Here is a 16,360-nt window from a genome sequence, read left to right on the forward strand (position 1 = left end):
AACGGTCAGGCGAGGGCGCTGCGGAGCCACTCCTCGACGCCGGCGATGTGGACCGTGGCCCAGGCCCGCGCCACCTCCGGCTGGCGGGCGGCGATGGCGTCGCAGATCGCGGTGTGCTGCTCGCGGGTCTTCTCCAGGGCGTTCTCCTGGGTGAGGCCCCGCCAGATCCTGGCCCTCGTGGTGGGCCCGGAGAGGCTCTCGATGAGGGAGCACAGCACCGCGTTGCCCGAGCCCGCCGCGATGCGCTGGTGGAACTCCAGGTCGTTGGCGACCAGCTGCTCGACGCTCGGGTCGGGAGGCAGCTCGTCGAGGATCTTGCGCAGCTCGGTGACCTCGGACTCGGACATGTACGTCGCCGCCATCGCGGTCGCCGCGGGCTCCAGGATCCGCCGGACCTGGAAGAACTGCAGCACGGTGTCGTCCTGGTGGAAGTCGACCACGAACGACATCGCGTCCAGCAGCAGCCTCGGCTCCAGGCTGGTCACGTACGTGCCGTCGCCCTGGCGCACGTCCAGCACGTTGATCAGGGCCAGGGCCCTGACGGCCTCGCGCAGCGAGTTGCGCGACAGGCCGAGCCGATCGGCCAGGTCGGCCTCCTTGGGCAGCCTGCTGCCCGGGGCGAGCTCGCCAGACAGGATCATCTGCTTGATCTTGTCGATAGCGGCGTCGGTGACCGCCACTCTGCACCGTCCTCAGGTCGCGCCAGACATCCGATGTCTATGAGTGTATGGCGAACCGGACCGGATCCACCCCCGTCAGGCGGCGGATGATTCCGCGGACCTCCAGCGTGCGCAGGTGGGCCGCCGCCTCTCCGGCCGCCATCCCGCGCAGTACGGGAGGGAAGTCCGCCCACGGGCGGTTCCAGGTCATCCGTCCGGCGATCTCCCAGATGGTGAGGGGTTCCCCGGCCTCCGCGAGCAGGGTGGCCAGCCGTCGGAGCTTCTCCTCGTGGTGGACGCCGATCTCCGTCGCCCGCGCCGCAGTATCCTGAAATATCCATTCATGGGCGGGTAGGGCTTCGAGGTGGCCCAGGCCCTTCACCTTCTCCAGCGACTCCAGGAAGTCGCTGAGCGGATCCACGTCCGCGCGGTCGTACGGATAGATCCCGATGTGCGGCGTGATCGCCGGAAGCACGTGGTCGCCGGTGAAGATCCGGTCGGCGTCCTCCAGATGCAGGCAGACGTGGCCGGGCGTGTGACCGGGCGTCCAGATCGTCCGGAGCCTGCGCCCCGGCAGGTCGATCAGGTCCCCGTCGGTGAGGACGCGGTCGGGCACCGCGGGCGGCTGCGGCCGGTTCCCCGTCACCTCCTCCACCTCGACGGTTCCCGCTCCCGCCCGGCGCAGCATGTCCGCCTGGAAGTCACGGTGCGCGTCACCCTTGAAGTTCCGCATGAAGCCGATCAGCGCGGCGTCGGCCTCGTGCATCGCGATCCACGCCCCGGACTCCTCCCTGACCTGACCGGCCAGCCCGGCGTGGTCGGGGTGGAAGTGGGTCACGACCACCCCGCGCACGTCGCGGACGTCCATGCCGACCGCCCCCAGCCCGTCGCGCAGCGCGAGCCACGCCTCGGGGGCGTTCCAGCCCGCGTCGACCAGCACGGGGCCGGCCGGGGACTCGATCGCGTAGACCAGCGTGTAGCCGAGCGGGTTGCCGGGGATCGGGACGGGCACGCTCCACACCCCGCCGCCGGTGTCGAACGGACGCTGCTCGCTGTACGGCCTGCGGCGGGATTTCAACGGTGGTGCTCCTTGTGCGGCCTGCGGGATGTCAACGGGGGTGCTCCTTGTGCGGCCTGCGGGATGTCAACGGCGGTGTCTCCTGTGCGGCGACGCTCATGACGCCCGGGACACCCAGGTCCTCGGTGGGCCGTGCGCAGGTCGTCGGCGCCGTTCACGGAGTGCTCCGGGGGTCGGGCGATTCAGGTCGTCGGTACCGCCCGGGGCGGTCCGGGGTGCCGGTGTCGCCCAAGACGCTCCAGGGGTCGGCGCCGTCCGCGGGCGCCCCCGGGCCGGCGGTGCCGTTCAGAGGCGTTCCAGGACGGTCGCGGTCGCGAGCGCCCCGCCCGCGCACATCGCCACCAGCGCGGTCGAGGAGTCGGACCGCTCAAGCTCGTGCAGGGCGGTGGTGATCAGTCGGGATCCGGTCGCTCCGACCGGGTGGCCGAGCGCTATGGCGCCGCCGTTGACGTTGACCCGTTCCATGTCCGGCTTGTGCACCGATGACCAGGATAAGACAACCGAGGCGAAAGCCTCGTTCACCTCGAACCTATCGATGTCGGCCGTGCTCATCCCGGTCGCGGCCAGCACCCTGGCGGTCGCGTCCACCGGCCCGTCCAGGTGGTAGTACGGCTCGGAGCCGACAAGCGCCTGGGCGAGGACGCGGGCCCGGGGCCGCAGGCCGTGCCGGGCGGCGGCCTCCTCGCTCATGAGCAGCACCGCCGCCGCGCCGTCGGAGATCTGGGAGGAGGTGCCCGCGGTGTGCAGGCCGTCCTCGCCCATCACGGGCCTGAGCCCGGCCAGCCCCTCGACGGTGGTCTCGCGCAGCCCCTGGTCCCTGTCGACGACGCGGGTCTCGCCGGTGGGTTCCCCGTCCTGGCCGAGGACCGGCGCGGTCACCGGGACGACCTCCCGGTCGAAGCGGCCCTGGGCCCACGCCTCCGCGGCGAGGCGCTGGGACCTGGCGCCGAACCGGTCGAGCCGCTCGCGGGTCAGCCCGCGCCGCCGCGCGATCCGCTCCGCGGCGGTGAACTGGTCGGGCAGGTCGATGGCCCAGTCGTCGGGCCGGGGGTTGGCGGGCAGCACGTTGGAACCGAGCGGCGCCCGGCTCATCACCTCGACGCCGCAGGCCACGCCGACGTCGACGACCCCGGCCTGGATGAGCGCCGCGACCAGGTGCACCGCCTGCTGCGAGGAGCCGCACTGCGCGTCGACCGTGGTCACGCCCGTCTGGTACGGGAGCCCGGCGTAGAGCCAGGCGTGCCGCCCGACATGGCCGCCCTGCTCCCCGGCCTGCGTGACACATCCGGCGAAAACCTGTTCCACGGCGGCGGGGTCGATGCCCGACCTGCCGACCAGGCCGTTGAGCGCCGCGGCGAGGACCGCCTGCGGCTTCAGCCCGGCGAGCCATCCGTTGCGCCTGCCGATCGGGGTCCTCACGGCCTCGACGATCACCGCACCCATCACGATCTCCTCGCCATCCGGGCCGGAGCCCGCGGCCGCCGGGCGACCGTTCCCGCCGATCCGCCCGCCCGCGCGTCGCTCCAGAACGTAGCTCTGGTCGCTTCCGCTAGCGACTGTAACGGGTTCTAGTTTCAGGCGGAAGGAGCGAGGGGGTTTCCGGTGGAACGGCGCCTCCGCCGGAACGGGTTTCCGGCGGAGGCCTCCGGCGGAACGGGGCCCCGGCGGGACGGGGTCTCCCGCGGAACGGGTTCTCGGACGGAGGCGGTTCCCGGGCTTCCCGGGAGAGTTCCCGGGCTTCTCGGAAGGGGGCCCGGGTTTCTCAGGCTTCCCGGGTTTCCCGGGCTTCCCGGGCGGGGGAGGGCTGGAAGTCGGCGAGCAGGCGCCCGGCGGCGATCTCGATGCGGCGCTGGATCTGCTCGTACGTGCGGCGGCCCCTGAGCATCTCCATGAGCTCGTGCACCCAGACGCTGGACAGCGACCCCGCCAGGGCGAACTGCTCCTCGGTGGCGGTCTCGACGGTGAGGTCGTCGCCCGCGACGCGGAGCAGCAGCCCCGCCATGCGGTCGCCGAACGGTATGTCGACATCGGCCATGATCAACGAGCGGATGAGCGCGTCGGCGAGCTCGGGCTCGCGCATCAGGCCCCGGGTGGCGCGCATCAGGACGTCGACGGCCCGTCCCGAGGCCGTGGCGGCGTTGGGCGGCCGGCGCTCGATGCTGGTCTCCAGGAGGTCGATCTCCTCGCCGACGACGGCGACGACGAGATCCATCTTGGAGGGGAAGTATCGGTAGAGGGTCCCGAGCGCGACCCCGGCGCGCTCGGCGACGGTCCGCATCTGCATCGCCTCGACGCCGCCCCGCGAGGCGAGGGCGGCGGCGGCCTGGACGATGCGCTTGCGCCGCTGGTGCTGGCTCCTGGTGCGGACACCCGTGGACGCCGATTCGCTCTGCATGCCGGAGGCCCCCTCGGTCATGGCCGGATCGGCGTCGCTCGGGGCGTGCCCGCCGGCCCGGTGCGGGGTGACCGGCGTATCGGTGGTCACATGCGAGGTGCGCATGAGAACACGTTATCTGATTTCCGGATACTCCGATGGGTTACTCGCCAGTCACAAAGATGCCCCGCGCTTACATGGCATATGCGGTGCGGCGGTTATGCGGCGACTTATTGCGATTGGCTGGCTCTGGACACAGAATAGAATCTGTTCTACTTTCCGGAAGGGCGAAGCGGCCGACAGAAACCCTGGAGCGCCAGTGGACTTCAATCTCGACGAGACACAGACCGACCTGCGCGAACTCGCGGTCGACCTCCTCGGCAAGGAGGTGACCTCGGCGAGGCTCGAAGCCCACGAGAAGAGCGGCGCGCCCTACGACGCCGCCCTGTGGCGCTCCCTCGCCGGGGCCGGGCTGCTCGGCGCCGCCCTGCCCGAGGAGGCCGGGGGCGCGGGACTCGGGCCGGTGGAGATGGCGGTCGTCCTGCGGGAGATCGGTGCCCGCGTGGCTCCCGTACCCGCCGAGCAGAGCCTGGTCGCGGCGCAGGTGATCGCGAGGTACGGCTCCCCTGAGCAGCGCGGGGCGCTGGCCCCGCTGGCCGGCGGTGAGATCTCGCTCGCCGTCGCCCCCTCCGAGCCGGGGCGCGACCTCACCGCCCCGCCGGCCACGACCGCCCGCCGCGACGGCGCCGGGTGGGTGCTGGACGGCACCAAGGGCACGACGCCCTACGCCGCCCAGGCCGCGAGGATCCTGCTCCCCGCCGCGACCGCCACCGGGGTCGGCCTGTTCCTGGTGGACCCCGCCGAGACGGCCCTGCGGCCGGTGCCGACCTCCACCGGCGAACCCGCCGCCGCGTTCACCCTGGAGGGCACCCCCGGCGAGCTCGTCGGGACCGAGGACGGCACGGCGGCAGGCGGCCTGCGCAGGCTGGCGCTGGCCGGGAACATCGCCGTCACCTCCGGGGTGCTGGCCGGGGCGCTGGCGCTCACCACCGAGTACATCAGGACGCGCAAGCAGTTCGGCCGGGCGCTGGCCGAGTTCCAGGCGGTCACCGTGCAGATCGCCGACGTCTACATCGCCGCGCGGGCCCTGGACGTGGCCGTGTGGTCCGGGGCGTGGCGGCTCGCCGAGGGGGCGGACGAGGAGGCCGAGACGGACCTCGCCGTCGGCGCCCTGACCGCGACCGACCAGGCGCTGCGGGCGCTCTACACCTGCCAGCACCTGCACGGCGGGATCGGCGTGGACGTGACCTACCCGCTGCACCGCTACTTCGCCTGGGGCAAGCACCACGCCCACCTGCTGGGCGGGGTGGAAGCCCGGCTCGACACGATCGGAGCGCTCGTCTGATGCTGATCGACCTGACTCCCGGCCAGAAGAGGCTCCGCGACGAGCTGCGCGAGTACTTCCGGTCCTGTCTCACCGCCGAGGACCGCGCGAGGATCTCCACCGACCCGTTCGGCCACGCCTACATGGAGCACTGCCGCACCCTCGGCCGCGACGGCAAGCTCGGGCTCGGCTGGCCCAAGGAGTACGGGGGCGGCGGGTACGGCCCGCTGGAGCAGCAGATCTTCGCCAACGAGATCGCCCGCGCCGAGGTGCCGTACCCGATCATCACCGTGCAGACCGTCGGCCCGACCCTCATGCAGTACGGGACGGCGGAGCAGAAGGAGTTCTTCCTGCCCCGGATCCTCGCCGGGGAGTGCCACTTCGCGATCGGCTACAGCGAGCCGGGGGCGGGCACCGACCTGGCGTCCCTGCGCACCACCGCGCTCCGCGACGGCGACCACTACGTCGTCAACGGGCAGAAGATCTTCACCTCGGGCGGCCACTACTCCCAGTACGTCTGGCTCGCCGCCCGCACCGACCCGGACGCGAAGAAACACCGCGGGATCACGATGATGATCGTCGACTGCGCCGACCCCGGCTACTCGTGGACCCCGATCACGACGATGGACGGGCGCCACCACACCAACTCCACCTACTACTCCGACGTACGCGTACCGGTGGACATGGTCGTGGGGGAGGAGAACAAGGGCTGGGACCTCATCGTGAACCAGCTCAACTACGAGCGGGTCACGCTCGGCCCGGCGGGCAACCTCGCCCACACCTACGACCGGTTCCTGGCCTGGGCCCGCCGTACCGGCACGATCGAGGAGCCCGCGGTACGCAGGGCGCTCGGCCAGGTCTACGCCTACTTCCGGACCAACGAACTGCTGAACTGGCAGGTCGCGGCCAACATGGACCTCGGCTGGCTGGGCGCCCCCGACGCCTCGGCCACCAAGGTGTACGGCTCCGAGCGGCTGCAGGACGTCGGCAGGATCGTCGGGGAGGTCCTGGCCCGCTTCGGGGACCCGTCGGACCCGGACACCGCGGACCTGATGGACCGGGTCGACCGCGGCGCCAAGGGCGGGCTGGTGCTCACCTTCGGCGGCGGGGTCAACGAGGTCCAGCGCGAGCTCATCGCGATGCTCGGCCTGAGCCTGCCGAGGCCGCCCCGATGACCGAGACCCCCTCGTCCCCCGCGACGAACCCAACCTCTACGGCGAACCCGGCCCCCGCGACGGCCTCGACCTCCGCGACGACCTCGGCCACTCCGGCACCCGGGACGGTCGGGACGGCCGGGACGGCCGAGTCCGCCTCCCTGCACGAACGGCTCGTCGCCCTCGCCGAGCGGCAGATCGCCGAGGGGGAGGTGCTCGGCGTCGCGGAGGCGGATCCGGTGAACATCCCGATGATCCGGCACTGGACCGACGCCATGGGCGACACCAACCCGCTCTACACCGACCCCGAGGCCGCCGCCGCGGGGGTGCACGGGGGGATCGTGGCCCCACCGGCGATGATCCAGGTCTGGACCATGCCCGGCGTGGGCGGGGCCGGGAGGAAGCGGGCGGGCTCGCCGATCGACGCGGTGCTCGCGCTGCTGGACGGCAACGGCTACACCGGCGTGGTCGCCACCAACTGCGAGCAGACCTACCACCGCTACGTGAGGCTCGGCGAGTCCCTGATCCCGTCCACCCGGCTGACCGGCGTCACCGGGCCGAAGCGGACCGCGCTCGGCGAGGGCTACTTCGTCACCTGGAACATCACCTGGTACGCCGACGGCGAGGCCGTGGCCGACATGCTGTTCCGGGTGCTGAAATTCAGGCCCAGGGAGCGGGCCGGGGGACCGGGCGAGGACGCGACCGCGACCACGACCGCGACCGGCGGGAACGGGGCCGCGGCGAGCGGGAACGGCCTCCCGCCCGCGAGCGAGGCCCCTTCCGGCACTCCGCCCGCCCAGGCCGGGCCCGCTCAGGACGTGTCTGTTCAAGCCGCACCCGCCCAGGCCGCGCCCGCGACGGGCACGGATGCGACGGGCACGGAAGCGACCGGCACGGATGCGACGAACAAGGACGCGACGGGCGGGGACACAACGGGCAAGGACGCGTCCCCGCGCGCGCCGTACCCGCTGAGACCCGCCGTCAACGCCGACACCGCCTTCTTCTGGGAGGGCGTCGCCGCGGGCGAGCTGCGGATCCAGAGGTGCGCCGACTGCGGCGAGCTCCGCCACCCGCCGGGACCGGTCTGCCCCTCGTGCCGTTCGGCCGCACGCACGTTCGTGACGGCGAGCGGCGAGGGAGAGGTCTACAGCTACGTCGTCCACCACAATCCGCCGGTTCCGGGGCTCCGGCCCCCTTTCGTGGTCGCCGTGGTGGAACTGCCGGAAGGCGTGCGGATCGTGGGCAACGTGGTGGACTGCGACGCTTCGCGGGTGGGTATCGGTATGCCGGTGCGTCTGACGTACCGCCAGATGGACGACGAGCTGATCCTGCCCATGTGGGTCCCCCTGGAGGCGTGATGCGGACACTTACCGGCGACGAGGTGCGGGTCGGAGCCTCGCTTCCCGAGCTCGCGATCGACCTGAGCCCCACCGTGGTCGTGTCGACCGCGCTCGCGACCATGGACTTCACCCCCGTCCACCACGACGTCGAGGTCGCGAGGGCGCAGGGGTCGAAGGACATCTTCCTCAACATCCTCACCACCATGGGTCTCGTCGAGCGCTACGTCACCGACTGGGCCGGGCCCGAGGCGATCGTCCGTGGCATCAACGTCAAGCTCGGCGTCCCCGCGTACGCGGGCGACAGGCTCGCCTTCACCGGCAGCGTGGTCGCCTGCGAGGACGGCGAGTTCACCGTCGAGGTCCGCGGCGGGGTCAGCCTCGGCGACCACGTCTCGGGCACCGTCAGGTTCGCCCTCCCCGCCCGCTGACCGCGCCCAGCGGCCGCGAGAAGGCGGAAACACGGAAACAGCAGGAACACAGAAAGGCCCCCACCGTGGTCTCCTTCTCCGGGAGTACGGCCGTCGCCGGGATCGGCGCGACCGAGTTCTCCAAGCAGTCGGGCAGGTCCGAGCTCCAGCTGGCGGCCGAGGCGGTGTTCGCGGCGCTCGACGACGCGGGTCTCGCGCCCTCGGACGTCGACGGCCTCGTCACCTACACCCAGGACGCCAACCAGGAGATCGCCGTGGCCCGGGAGGTGGGCATCGGCGACCTGTCGTTCTTCTCCCGCGTCCACTACGGCGGCGGCGCGGCGTGCGGGACCGTGCTGCACGCGGCGATGGCCGTCGCCACCGGGGTCGCCGAGACCGTGGTCTGCTACCGGGCGTTCAACGAGCGCTCGGGGAACAGGTTCGGCCAGCCCGACGCCCGCATCGGCGGCGAGCCCTCGTCCCAGGGCCTGGAGATGAGCTGGCACGTGCCGTACGGGCTGATGACCCCCGCCGCCTGGGTCGCGATGTTCGCCCGGCGCTACATGCACGCGTACGGGGCCACCTCCGAGGACTTCGGCCGGGTGGCGGTCGCGATGCGCAGGCACGCCTCCACCAACCCGGCCGCGTGGTTCCACGGCCGCCCGATCACCCTGGAGGAGCACCAGGCGTCCAAGTGGATCGTGGAGCCGCTGCACCTGCTCGACTGCTGCCAGGAGAGCGACGGCGCGGTGGCGCTGGTGGTCACCTCCGCCGAGCGGGCCAGGGACCTGCGCAGGTCACCCGCCGTGATCACCGCCGCCGCGCAGGGGTCGGGCGCCGACCAGATGATGATGACCAGCTACTACCGCGACGACATGACCGGCCTGCCGGAGATGGGGGTGGTCGGCCGCCAGCTCTGGAAGCAGTCCGGGCTCGGCCCCTCGGACGTGCAGGCGGCCATCCTGTACGACCACTTCACCCCGTTCGTCCTCACGCAGCTGGAGGAGCTGGGCTTCTGCGGGCGCGGCGAGGCCCGCGACTACGTGGCCGACGGCGGCATCGAGATCGACGGCCGTCTCCCGGTGAACCCGCACGGCGGTCAGCTGGGGGAGGCGTACATCCACGGCATGAACGGCATCGCCGAGGCCGTCAGGCAGATCAGGGGCACCTCGGCCAACCAGGTGGCCGGGGTACGGAACGTGCTGGTCACCGCCGGTACGGGCGTGCCGACCAGCGGGCTGGTCCTGTCGTCGGAGTGACCCGGTGTCTCGCGGGTTCGCGTACCCGGCCGGGTGGTCCGTCCGGTGTGCCCCGGTGCCGCGAGGGGGCGCGGCCTCGTGGTTCGCACGCCGCGCGGGGCCGCGCGCCCGGTGTGGAGGCCGGGCGCGCGGTCGTTCGCCGGTGTTTCGGCGGTTCAGCGGTTTAGTGATTTAGCGGTTCGGTGACCCGGTGGCCGGGTGACCGGGTGATTCAGCAGCTGAGGTTGCCGCCGGGGGTGGTGCCGAGGATCTGCACGAAGCGCTGGTAGGCGTTGATCCGGCTCTGCACCTGCGCGGGGTTCCTGCCGTTGCACTCCAGGCTGCCGTTGATGCTGCGGATCGTCTCGCCGAAGCCACGGCTGTTGACCATCGCGTTGTGCGGCGTCATGGTGCCGGGGCCGTTCTGGGTGTTCCAGTACCACAAGGCGGTCTTCCAGGCCACCGCCGCGTCGTTCTGGACCAGGTACGGGTTGCCGAGCAGGTTGATGCCGAGCGCGTCGCCCGCCGCCTTGTAGTTGAAGTTCCAGCTCAGCTGGATCGGGCCGCGCCCGTAGTAGGCCGCCTGGCCCGCGGGGCAGCCGTACGGCTGGCTCGCGTCGCAGTAGTGCGGGTAGTTCGCGGTGTTCTGCTCCACGACGTGGACCAGGCCGCCGGTCTCGTGGTTGACGTTGGCGAGGAAGGCGGCGGCCTCCTGCCTCTTGACGGTGTCGCTGCCGGTCTTCGCGAAGCCCGGGTAGGCGCTCAGCGCCGCGGTCAGGCCGCTGTAGGTGTAGAACGAGTTCCGGCTCGGGAACATCTGGTTGAACTGGGCCTCGCTCACGACGAAACCGCCGCCGGTGGGGGGAGGCGTCGTGCCGCCACAGGTGTACGGCTCCCAGTACCAGGTGCTGATCACCGGGTCGTAGCCGGGGTTCTCGTTCTTGGCGCGGTAGAACTGGCCGTTGGTGTACTTGACGATGCTGCCCGCCGGGTACCAGGTGCCCGCCGCCCAGTTCGGGTGGTTGCAGTTGCCCGTGGGGGGAGGCGTCGTGCCGCCGCCGCAGGCGCCCTGGTCCGCCCACACGGCGGCGGAGCCGGGAACCTCGTTCTGGGTCCACCACTTCGCCGACCAGTTGCGGCCGTTGTGGGAGGCGGTCATGCCGCCGGTGTAGACCTGCGAGGAGTTCCACGGGGTCACGCAGGCCGCCGCGGCGGCGGAGGACGCGGAGGACGCGGAGGCCGCGGGCAGGGCGACCGCGAGCACGCCCGTCACCGCCAGGGCGGCGAGGGCGGCCATGATGCGCTGTCTCAACACTTGATCACTCCTTCGTGCGGTGGGGGCCGCAGAGGTTCGAGACGTTGTGCGACCGGGGCGCGAGTGGCTCACGCGAGAGGCTTGCAAACCCAGTCAGGGCGAGTAAGGGCGGAGGGCTCCGCACTACCCGGTTTCATCGGGGACGTCGGACGGTGGGGGACGTCCGGACGGCCGGACCTCCGGGGGACGGCGGCTCGCGCCATCGGGGTTCGCGCAGCTCTTGGTCGGATGAAACGGTTTCCCGGGGGCCACGAGGGCCTCCGCCTTAACTTTCTCTTAAGAAAGTTTCCTAAGAGTTGCCGTGATACTAGCCTTGACAGATCGCTGTCACAACCCCGGCGGCCCTTGATTCCCGCCATCGTGGGCGGGTGCGTTCCGTGTCCGATATGACCCACGCCCGGTTAATTCACACTGGCGTTATAAGTCCGGTTAGACAGTGAATGTAACTTTTATAGGCGTTTCGGATGTCATCATGTGCGTCATGTTGGAATCCCTCGGGCTCGATCCTGTGGAGGAGCGCGTCTACCGGTTCCTGGTCACCACCGCGGAGGCGGAGGTCACCGACCTCATAGGCACCCTGGGCATCGACGCCGAGACGGCCGAGACGGTGCTGATATCCATGCGGGTCAGAGGGCTGGTCAGGACGGTCGGTCCCGGCAGGCGGCGGTTCACCGCCGTGGCACCGGACATCGTGCTGGGCTCACAGCTCCTCCGCCACCAGCAGGCGCTCGACTGGGCGCGGCGCGAGGTGGACCAGCTCTCGGAGGAGTACCGCGACAACGCCCGCCGCCGCGACGCCGGACGGCTGGTCGAGGTCCTGCCGAACCGCGCCGTACTCAGGGAACACCTCGACCACCTGCAGGAGAACGCCCGCCACGAGGTCCTCTACCTCTGCCGGGGCCACGCGATCGGGCTGCCCGCGGAGGAGAACCTCGCCGAGCTTGACGCGCTGCGCCGCGGGGTCGAGTACCGGGTGATCTACGAACGACCCCTGCTGGAGGAGCAGGGCATGCAGGCCAACGTGGCGTACGGGGTCAAGCTGGGCGAGCAGGCCAGGGCGATGCCCTGCCTGCCGGTGCGGCTGACGGTCGTCGACCGGGAGGTCGCGGTGCTCCCGCTGGCGCAGGAGGCGGGAGCCTCGGAACCGACGGCGGCGCTGGTCCGGGGCGGCCAGCTGCTGGAGGCGCTGGTCGCCCTCTTCGAGGGCTGCTGGGAACGGGCGACGCCGTTGCGGATCGCCGAGGACGGCGCCCTCACGGAGGCGACGACACCCTGCCCGCTCGGTCCCGACGACCTCCATCTGGTCTCGCTGCTGGTCGAGGGCGTACCGGACAAGTCGATCGCGACCCGGCTGGGAGTGAGCCAGCGGACCGTACAGCGGCGCGTCTCGAACATCATGGAACTCGCCGGAACCCAGACCCGCATGCAACTGGCCTGGCGCGCCGCCACCGAACACTGGCTCTGAGCACCGCACCGACCCCGGGAAATCCCCGGAGGGCCTACGGGGTGGTCATCATCGGCACCGCGAAGAAGACGATCATGGCGATCGCCACCGCGATGACGAAGCCGATCAGCTCCCAGGCCCAGTCGTGGTGGGTGGCGTTCTTCATCGCCTTGTGACTGCGCGGCGCCCGCTTGCGGGATGCCGTACGGCCGGAGGGGGAGAGCACCGTACCGGTCCCGCCGAGTCCCGGGTGGGGATCGGCCTGCTCGGCCGGCTCGGCCTGCTCGGGGGCCAGGGGCACCGGGGGGATCGCCGCGAACCCGTTCCCCGGCATGGTCGCCGCGTCGTCCGGCGGCGCGTCGTACGGCGTCAGGGTGTGGTTCGGCGGTGAGGTCCGGGCGGGGGCGTCGCCGGACTGGTCCTCGCGCATCACCCAGCGGGGCAGGCGCAGCTGGGCGCGGCCGGTGGGGGTGCGGAGGTGGTCGGTCCGGGGCGACCAGACGGGAAGGGCGGTCGGGGTCTCGCGGGTCAGGGCGCCTGTGGCCGGGGGCTCACCGGTCCGGGTGCCGGAGGGGACGGCCGGGGTCTCGCCGGTCCTGGGGCCGGGCGGAGGGGTCGTCTCGCCGGTCCGGGTGCCGGAGGGAGCGGCGTCTGCGAACCAGTCGACGGCGGAGGGCCGGACGGGGCCGGCGGCGCGGTGGGCCGACGAGGGGAACGGGGGGTCGGCGCGCTCCACCGATGACAGTTCGGGGGACGCGGGGGTCTCCGTCCGGGTGGCCCAGACGGGGAGCGAGAGCGGGGGGCGGTCAGCGGCGGGGGACGCGTGCCGCCCCGTTTCCCGCGAGGGGAAGGGCGCGGGGGCGGGCCGGTGGCGCTCGCGGTCGGCGAGGGCGTCGAGCTGGTCAGTCTGCAGCGGCCAGCCGGGAAGGGGACGCGCGTCGTCCAGCACGTCGCCGAGACCGTCGTCCAGCACGTCACCGGGGTTTCCGGGGCTCCGGAGGTTCCCGGCGGTCCCGCTCCCGGGGTTTCCGCTCCCGAGGTTCCCGTTCCCCAGGTTTCCGCTTCCCAGGGGCGGGACGACGGTGAGCGGGGTGCGGGGGGTCTCGGTGGCGGGAACCGGGCTCGGCAGCGCCTCGCGGAACGAGGTTTGGAGCGTCTCCGCGGCCGGAGTCGCGGTGCGGTCGTCAAGCGGAGTCGCGGTGCGGCCGGTGGACGGGGGCTCGGTACGGGGAGCGACCGGCGTCTCGGTGCGGTCGATGGGCGGAGTCGCGGTACCGCTGGTGGGCGGGGTCTCAGTACGGGGGGCGGCGGCGACGAGCCTGTCGGTGTGGACGCGGGCCGCCCGCGCCTCCGGGGTGAGCGGGCGGAAGAAGTCCTCCCGCCCGGGGGCGTCGTCCAGCACGTCCCCGGGGACGGGGGCCGACAGCGGTGCCGCCCGGCGCGGCCGGGGGCGCTGGAGGCGGCGGCGCGGACGCAGGGCCGCGGTGTCCAGGGCGGTGAGCACCGAATCGCCGAGCCTGGGCATCGGCTCCGTGGTGGCCTCGTGGGTGGAGACGGCGTCGGGATCCCGCGGGGCGAAGGGGTCGGGGAAGCGGTCCTCCGCCATGTGGTCCGGCACGGGGAAGGCCGAGGCGCCGATCGGCGGACCGGCCGGGCCGGTCGGGACGCCGGTCTCCGCGAGCGGCAGCGGCCACTCGGGCGTCGTCGGCCACAGCTGCCTGACCAGCGGGGACGCCGACCGTCTGGCGGCGGGAACGGCGGGCGGCGCCTGGGGCCCGAGCACGGCGGCGCGAAGTCTCGCGGGGGGAGTGGCCCAGGGGGCGAGGTTGAGCACGTCGCGGACCGGGGCGACCGCGAGGGCGCCGAACACCTCCGCCATGTTCTCGGGGACCTTGGCCGAGGCCAGGGCGTAGCCCAGCGACTGGGCGAAGCGGCGGCAGGCGCTCACCGTCAGCTCGTCGGCGGTGTCGACGGCCACGTCGAGCACCCAGGACAGCTCGGAGGCGTCCATCTCGCACACGCCCGACAGGTACAGCACCTCACGCTGGTGCGTGCGCAGGTCACCCAGGACGCGCTGGACGAGGGCCGCGGCCGGGTCGAGGCCGACGGCGGCCGGAGAGTAGACGATGTCGCGCAGGAAGATCTCGCGGCGGGCGAGCGCGTACAGCGCGGCGCGCGGCGGTTCGGCGTCCGAGACGCCCGAGAGGACGGCCACCAGGACGTCGGAGGCCGAGTCCGCGGTGCCCAGCTGGTCGTGGGAGTAGGCGAACAGCCCTGCTGCGTGGCGGTCATAGAGCTCGGCGATGAGTTCGACGCGCGAGCGTTGACCGAGGAGCGGTTGAGTCACTGGACCGGTTCCTCTGGTGGTTCGGCGAGCGTGGTGGAGAGTCGGAGTGGCTGTGAAGCCTGTGACGTACGGTGCCGGAGGGATCAACTCCAGCGATGTGGGTAATCATGTCAAGTCATGGGCACCTCCCGCACTACTCAATGCCCTTTTGTTGAGAAATACACTTGTGGATCTCCCGCAGAGCTGGTTCGGGAAAGCCTGGAAGACAGATCGGATAAGTGGGGCATAGGCTGGCCCGTGCGGGATCAGGGGGATCATGGGGACGGTTGGGGCAGGGGAGCCGTAACCCTGCGAAAACAAGAGGTTGCGCATGATCACATTCAACGGTGTCACCAAGCGCTACGCCGACGGGACCGTCGCCGTGGACAATCTAAGCCTTGAGGTGCCGACCGGGGAGATAACGGTCTTCGTCGGTCCTTCGGGATGCGGCAAGACGACGTCCCTCCGCATGATCAACAGAATGATCGACGCCTCGGAGGGCCAGATCCTCCTGGACGGCGTCGACGTGAAGACCATCGACCCGCCTACCCTGCGCCGGGGCATCGGCTACGTCATCCAGCAGGCGGGGCTCTTCCCGCACCGCAAGATCGTCGACAACGTGGCGACGGTGCCCCTGCTGCTCGGCTGGGACAAGAAGAAGGCGCGCGACCGGGCGATGGAGCTGCTCGAACGGGTCGGGCTCGACCTCAAGATGGCCGGACGCTATCCCTTCCAGCTCTCCGGCGGGCAGCAGCAGCGCGTCGGCGTGGCCCGCGCGCTCGCCGCCGACCCGCCCGTGCTGCTGATGGACGAGCCGTTCAGCGCGGTCGACCCGATCGTCCGTACGAGCCTGCAGGAGGAGCTCCTGCGGCTCCAGGCCGAGCTGAACAAGACCATCGTGTTCGTCACCCACGACATCGACGAGGCCGTCAAGCTCGGCGACCGGGTGGCCGTGCTCCGCGTCGGGGGCCATCTGGCCCAGCTCGACGACCCCGCGACGCTGCTGGCCCGGCCCGCCGACGACTTCGTCCGCGAGTTCCTGGGCCGCGACCGGGGCATCAGGCGGCTGTCGTTCGTCTCGGACGAGGGGGTGCGGCTCCGTACCGACCTTCTCGTGCCCGCCTCCACCGGCACCGCCGCGGCGCGCGCCACCGGGGAGCCGTGGCTGGCCGTGACGGACGGGGACGGCCCGCCGCTGGGCTGGGCCGCCGTCGGGGACCTGCCCGAGCAGGGCACCCTCGCCGACGTAGAGCTCGCGCCGTACGGGACCTTCGTCAGCGGGCGCGACTCGCTGCGCGCCGCGCTGGACGCGACGCTGCTCTCCCCGTCGGGCCACGCCGTCGCGGTGGACGGGTCGGGCAGGGCCGTGGGCGTCGCCACCCGCGAGTCGCTGGACGAGGCGCTGACCAGGGTCGCGGGAAGCGTCGGCGGACCGGCACGGAACACCGACGGCCCGAGCTCAAGCGGCCAGAGACCGAGCGACCCAAGCCTGAGCTCAAGCGACCCGAGCCCGAGCGGCCCGAGCCCCAGCTCAAGTGGCCCGAGCTCAAGCGACCCGAGCTCAAGCGACCCGAGCCCGAGCGGCCCGAGCCCCAGCTCAAGTGGCTCAACTGGCTCAGGCGGGTCGGCGGAAGGCGACGG

Annotated in this window: 12 protein-coding genes and 1 pseudogene; 7 read left to right on the forward strand and 6 right to left on the reverse strand. The window is 71.9% G+C overall.

All coding sequences use genetic code 11. The features are described from left to right. Positions 1–5: 5 nt before the first annotated feature. The 4 genes from ABT053_RS13805 to ABT053_RS13820 all read right to left on the reverse strand — a co-directional run bounded on the left by ABT053_RS13805 (position 6) and on the right by ABT053_RS13820 (position 4,153). Positions 6–680, reverse strand: coding sequence for a FadR/GntR family transcriptional regulator (locus tag ABT053_RS13805; protein WP_350969328.1), 675 nt, complete (start codon positions 678–680; stop codon positions 6–8). Positions 681–717: 37 nt separating this feature from the next. Continuing rightward, positions 718–1,737: an MBL fold metallo-hydrolase gene (locus ABT053_RS13810; RefSeq protein WP_350969330.1), complete on the reverse strand. Its 1,020-nt coding sequence runs from the start codon at positions 1,735–1,737 to the stop codon at positions 718–720. 285 nt (positions 1,738–2,022) lie between these two features. Then, on the reverse strand, positions 2,023–3,180 hold the full coding sequence (locus tag ABT053_RS13815) for a steroid 3-ketoacyl-CoA thiolase (RefSeq protein WP_350969332.1): 1,158 nt from the start codon (positions 3,178–3,180) through the stop codon (positions 2,023–2,025). Positions 3,181–3,499: 319 nt separating this feature from the next. After that, positions 3,500–4,153: a TetR family transcriptional regulator gene (locus ABT053_RS13820; RefSeq protein ID WP_502991768.1), complete on the reverse strand. Its 654-nt coding sequence runs from the start codon at positions 4,151–4,153 to the stop codon at positions 3,500–3,502. Positions 4,154–4,430: 277 nt separating this feature from the next. Between ABT053_RS13820 and ABT053_RS13825 the strand changes: the two genes are divergently transcribed. From ABT053_RS13825 to ABT053_RS13845, 5 genes are all read left to right on the forward strand, one after another. Beyond that, positions 4,431–5,516, forward strand: coding sequence for an acyl-CoA dehydrogenase family protein (locus ABT053_RS13825; protein ID WP_350969333.1), 1,086 nt, complete (start codon positions 4,431–4,433; stop codon positions 5,514–5,516). Further along, positions 5,516–6,670 (forward strand): acyl-CoA dehydrogenase family protein, encoded by a 1,155-nt coding sequence (locus ABT053_RS13830; RefSeq protein WP_350969334.1) that lies wholly within the window; start codon positions 5,516–5,518, stop codon positions 6,668–6,670. Before ABT053_RS13825 ends, ABT053_RS13830 begins: the two co-directional genes overlap by 1 nt. After that, a complete protein-coding gene (locus ABT053_RS13835) occupies positions 6,667–8,007 on the forward strand; it encodes a bifunctional MaoC family dehydratase N-terminal/OB-fold nucleic acid binding domain-containing protein (protein ID WP_350969335.1) in 1,341 nt (446 codons plus the stop codon). The genes ABT053_RS13830 and ABT053_RS13835 overlap by 4 nt, the downstream gene beginning before the upstream one ends. Beyond that, complete coding sequence (locus tag ABT053_RS13840) at positions 8,007–8,417, forward strand: MaoC/PaaZ C-terminal domain-containing protein (protein ID WP_350969336.1); 411 nt, start codon at positions 8,007–8,009, stop codon at positions 8,415–8,417. The genes ABT053_RS13835 and ABT053_RS13840 overlap by 1 nt, the downstream gene beginning before the upstream one ends. Before the next feature lie 65 nt (positions 8,418–8,482). Continuing rightward, positions 8,483–9,655: a lipid-transfer protein gene (locus ABT053_RS13845; RefSeq protein ID WP_350969337.1), complete on the forward strand. Its 1,173-nt coding sequence runs from the start codon at positions 8,483–8,485 to the stop codon at positions 9,653–9,655. Positions 9,656–9,866: 211 nt separating this feature from the next. On the opposite strand, the gene ABT053_RS13850 is transcribed toward ABT053_RS13845, so the two are convergent. After that, a complete protein-coding gene (locus tag ABT053_RS13850; RefSeq protein WP_502991769.1) occupies positions 9,867–10,946 on the reverse strand; it encodes a glycoside hydrolase family 19 protein in 1,080 nt (359 codons plus the stop codon). 484 nt (positions 10,947–11,430) lie between these two features. On the opposite strand from ABT053_RS13850, the gene ABT053_RS13855 reads away from it, so the two are divergent. Continuing rightward, positions 11,431–12,414 carry a helix-turn-helix domain-containing protein gene (locus ABT053_RS13855; protein ID WP_350969339.1) on the forward strand — a complete coding sequence of 328 codons (984 nt, stop codon included), beginning with the start codon at positions 11,431–11,433 and terminating at the stop codon, positions 12,412–12,414. 34 nt (positions 12,415–12,448) lie between these two features. Here ABT053_RS13855 and ABT053_RS13860 read toward each other — a convergent pair whose 3' ends face one another. Then, positions 12,449–14,740, reverse strand: coding sequence for an RNA polymerase sigma factor (locus ABT053_RS13860; RefSeq protein ID WP_350969340.1), 2,292 nt, complete (start codon positions 14,738–14,740; stop codon positions 12,449–12,451). 310 nt (positions 14,741–15,050) lie between these two features. Here ABT053_RS13860 and ABT053_RS13865 point away from each other — a divergent pair. Next, a pseudogene (locus ABT053_RS13865) lies at positions 15,051–16,136 on the forward strand (ABC transporter ATP-binding protein); the annotation flags it as partial. Positions 16,137–16,360: the final 224 nt, after the last annotated feature.

Source organism: Streptosporangium sp. NPDC002524, assembly GCF_040295985.1.
Classification (GTDB): Bacteria; Actinomycetota; Actinomycetes; order Streptosporangiales; family Streptosporangiaceae; genus Streptosporangium.

Excerpts from the sequence above, each read along its gene's own strand:
- ABT053_RS13835 (WP_350969335.1), top strand. The coding sequence starts at position 6,667 with ATGACCGAGACCCCCTCGTCCCCCGCGACGAACCCAACCTCTACGGCG.
- ABT053_RS13855 (WP_350969339.1), top strand. The coding sequence starts at position 11,431 with ATGTTGGAATCCCTCGGGCTCGATCCTGTGGAGGAGCGCGTCTACCGG.
- ABT053_RS13815 (WP_350969332.1), bottom strand. The coding sequence starts at position 3,180 with ATGGGTGCGGTGATCGTCGAGGCCGTGAGGACCCCGATCGGCAGGCGC.
- ABT053_RS13820 (WP_502991768.1), bottom strand. The coding sequence starts at position 4,153 with ATGACCGAGGGGGCCTCCGGCATGCAGAGCGAATCGGCGTCCACGGGT.
- ABT053_RS13840 (WP_350969336.1), top strand. The coding sequence starts at position 8,007 with ATGCGGACACTTACCGGCGACGAGGTGCGGGTCGGAGCCTCGCTTCCC.
- ABT053_RS13830 (WP_350969334.1), top strand. The coding sequence starts at position 5,516 with ATGCTGATCGACCTGACTCCCGGCCAGAAGAGGCTCCGCGACGAGCTG.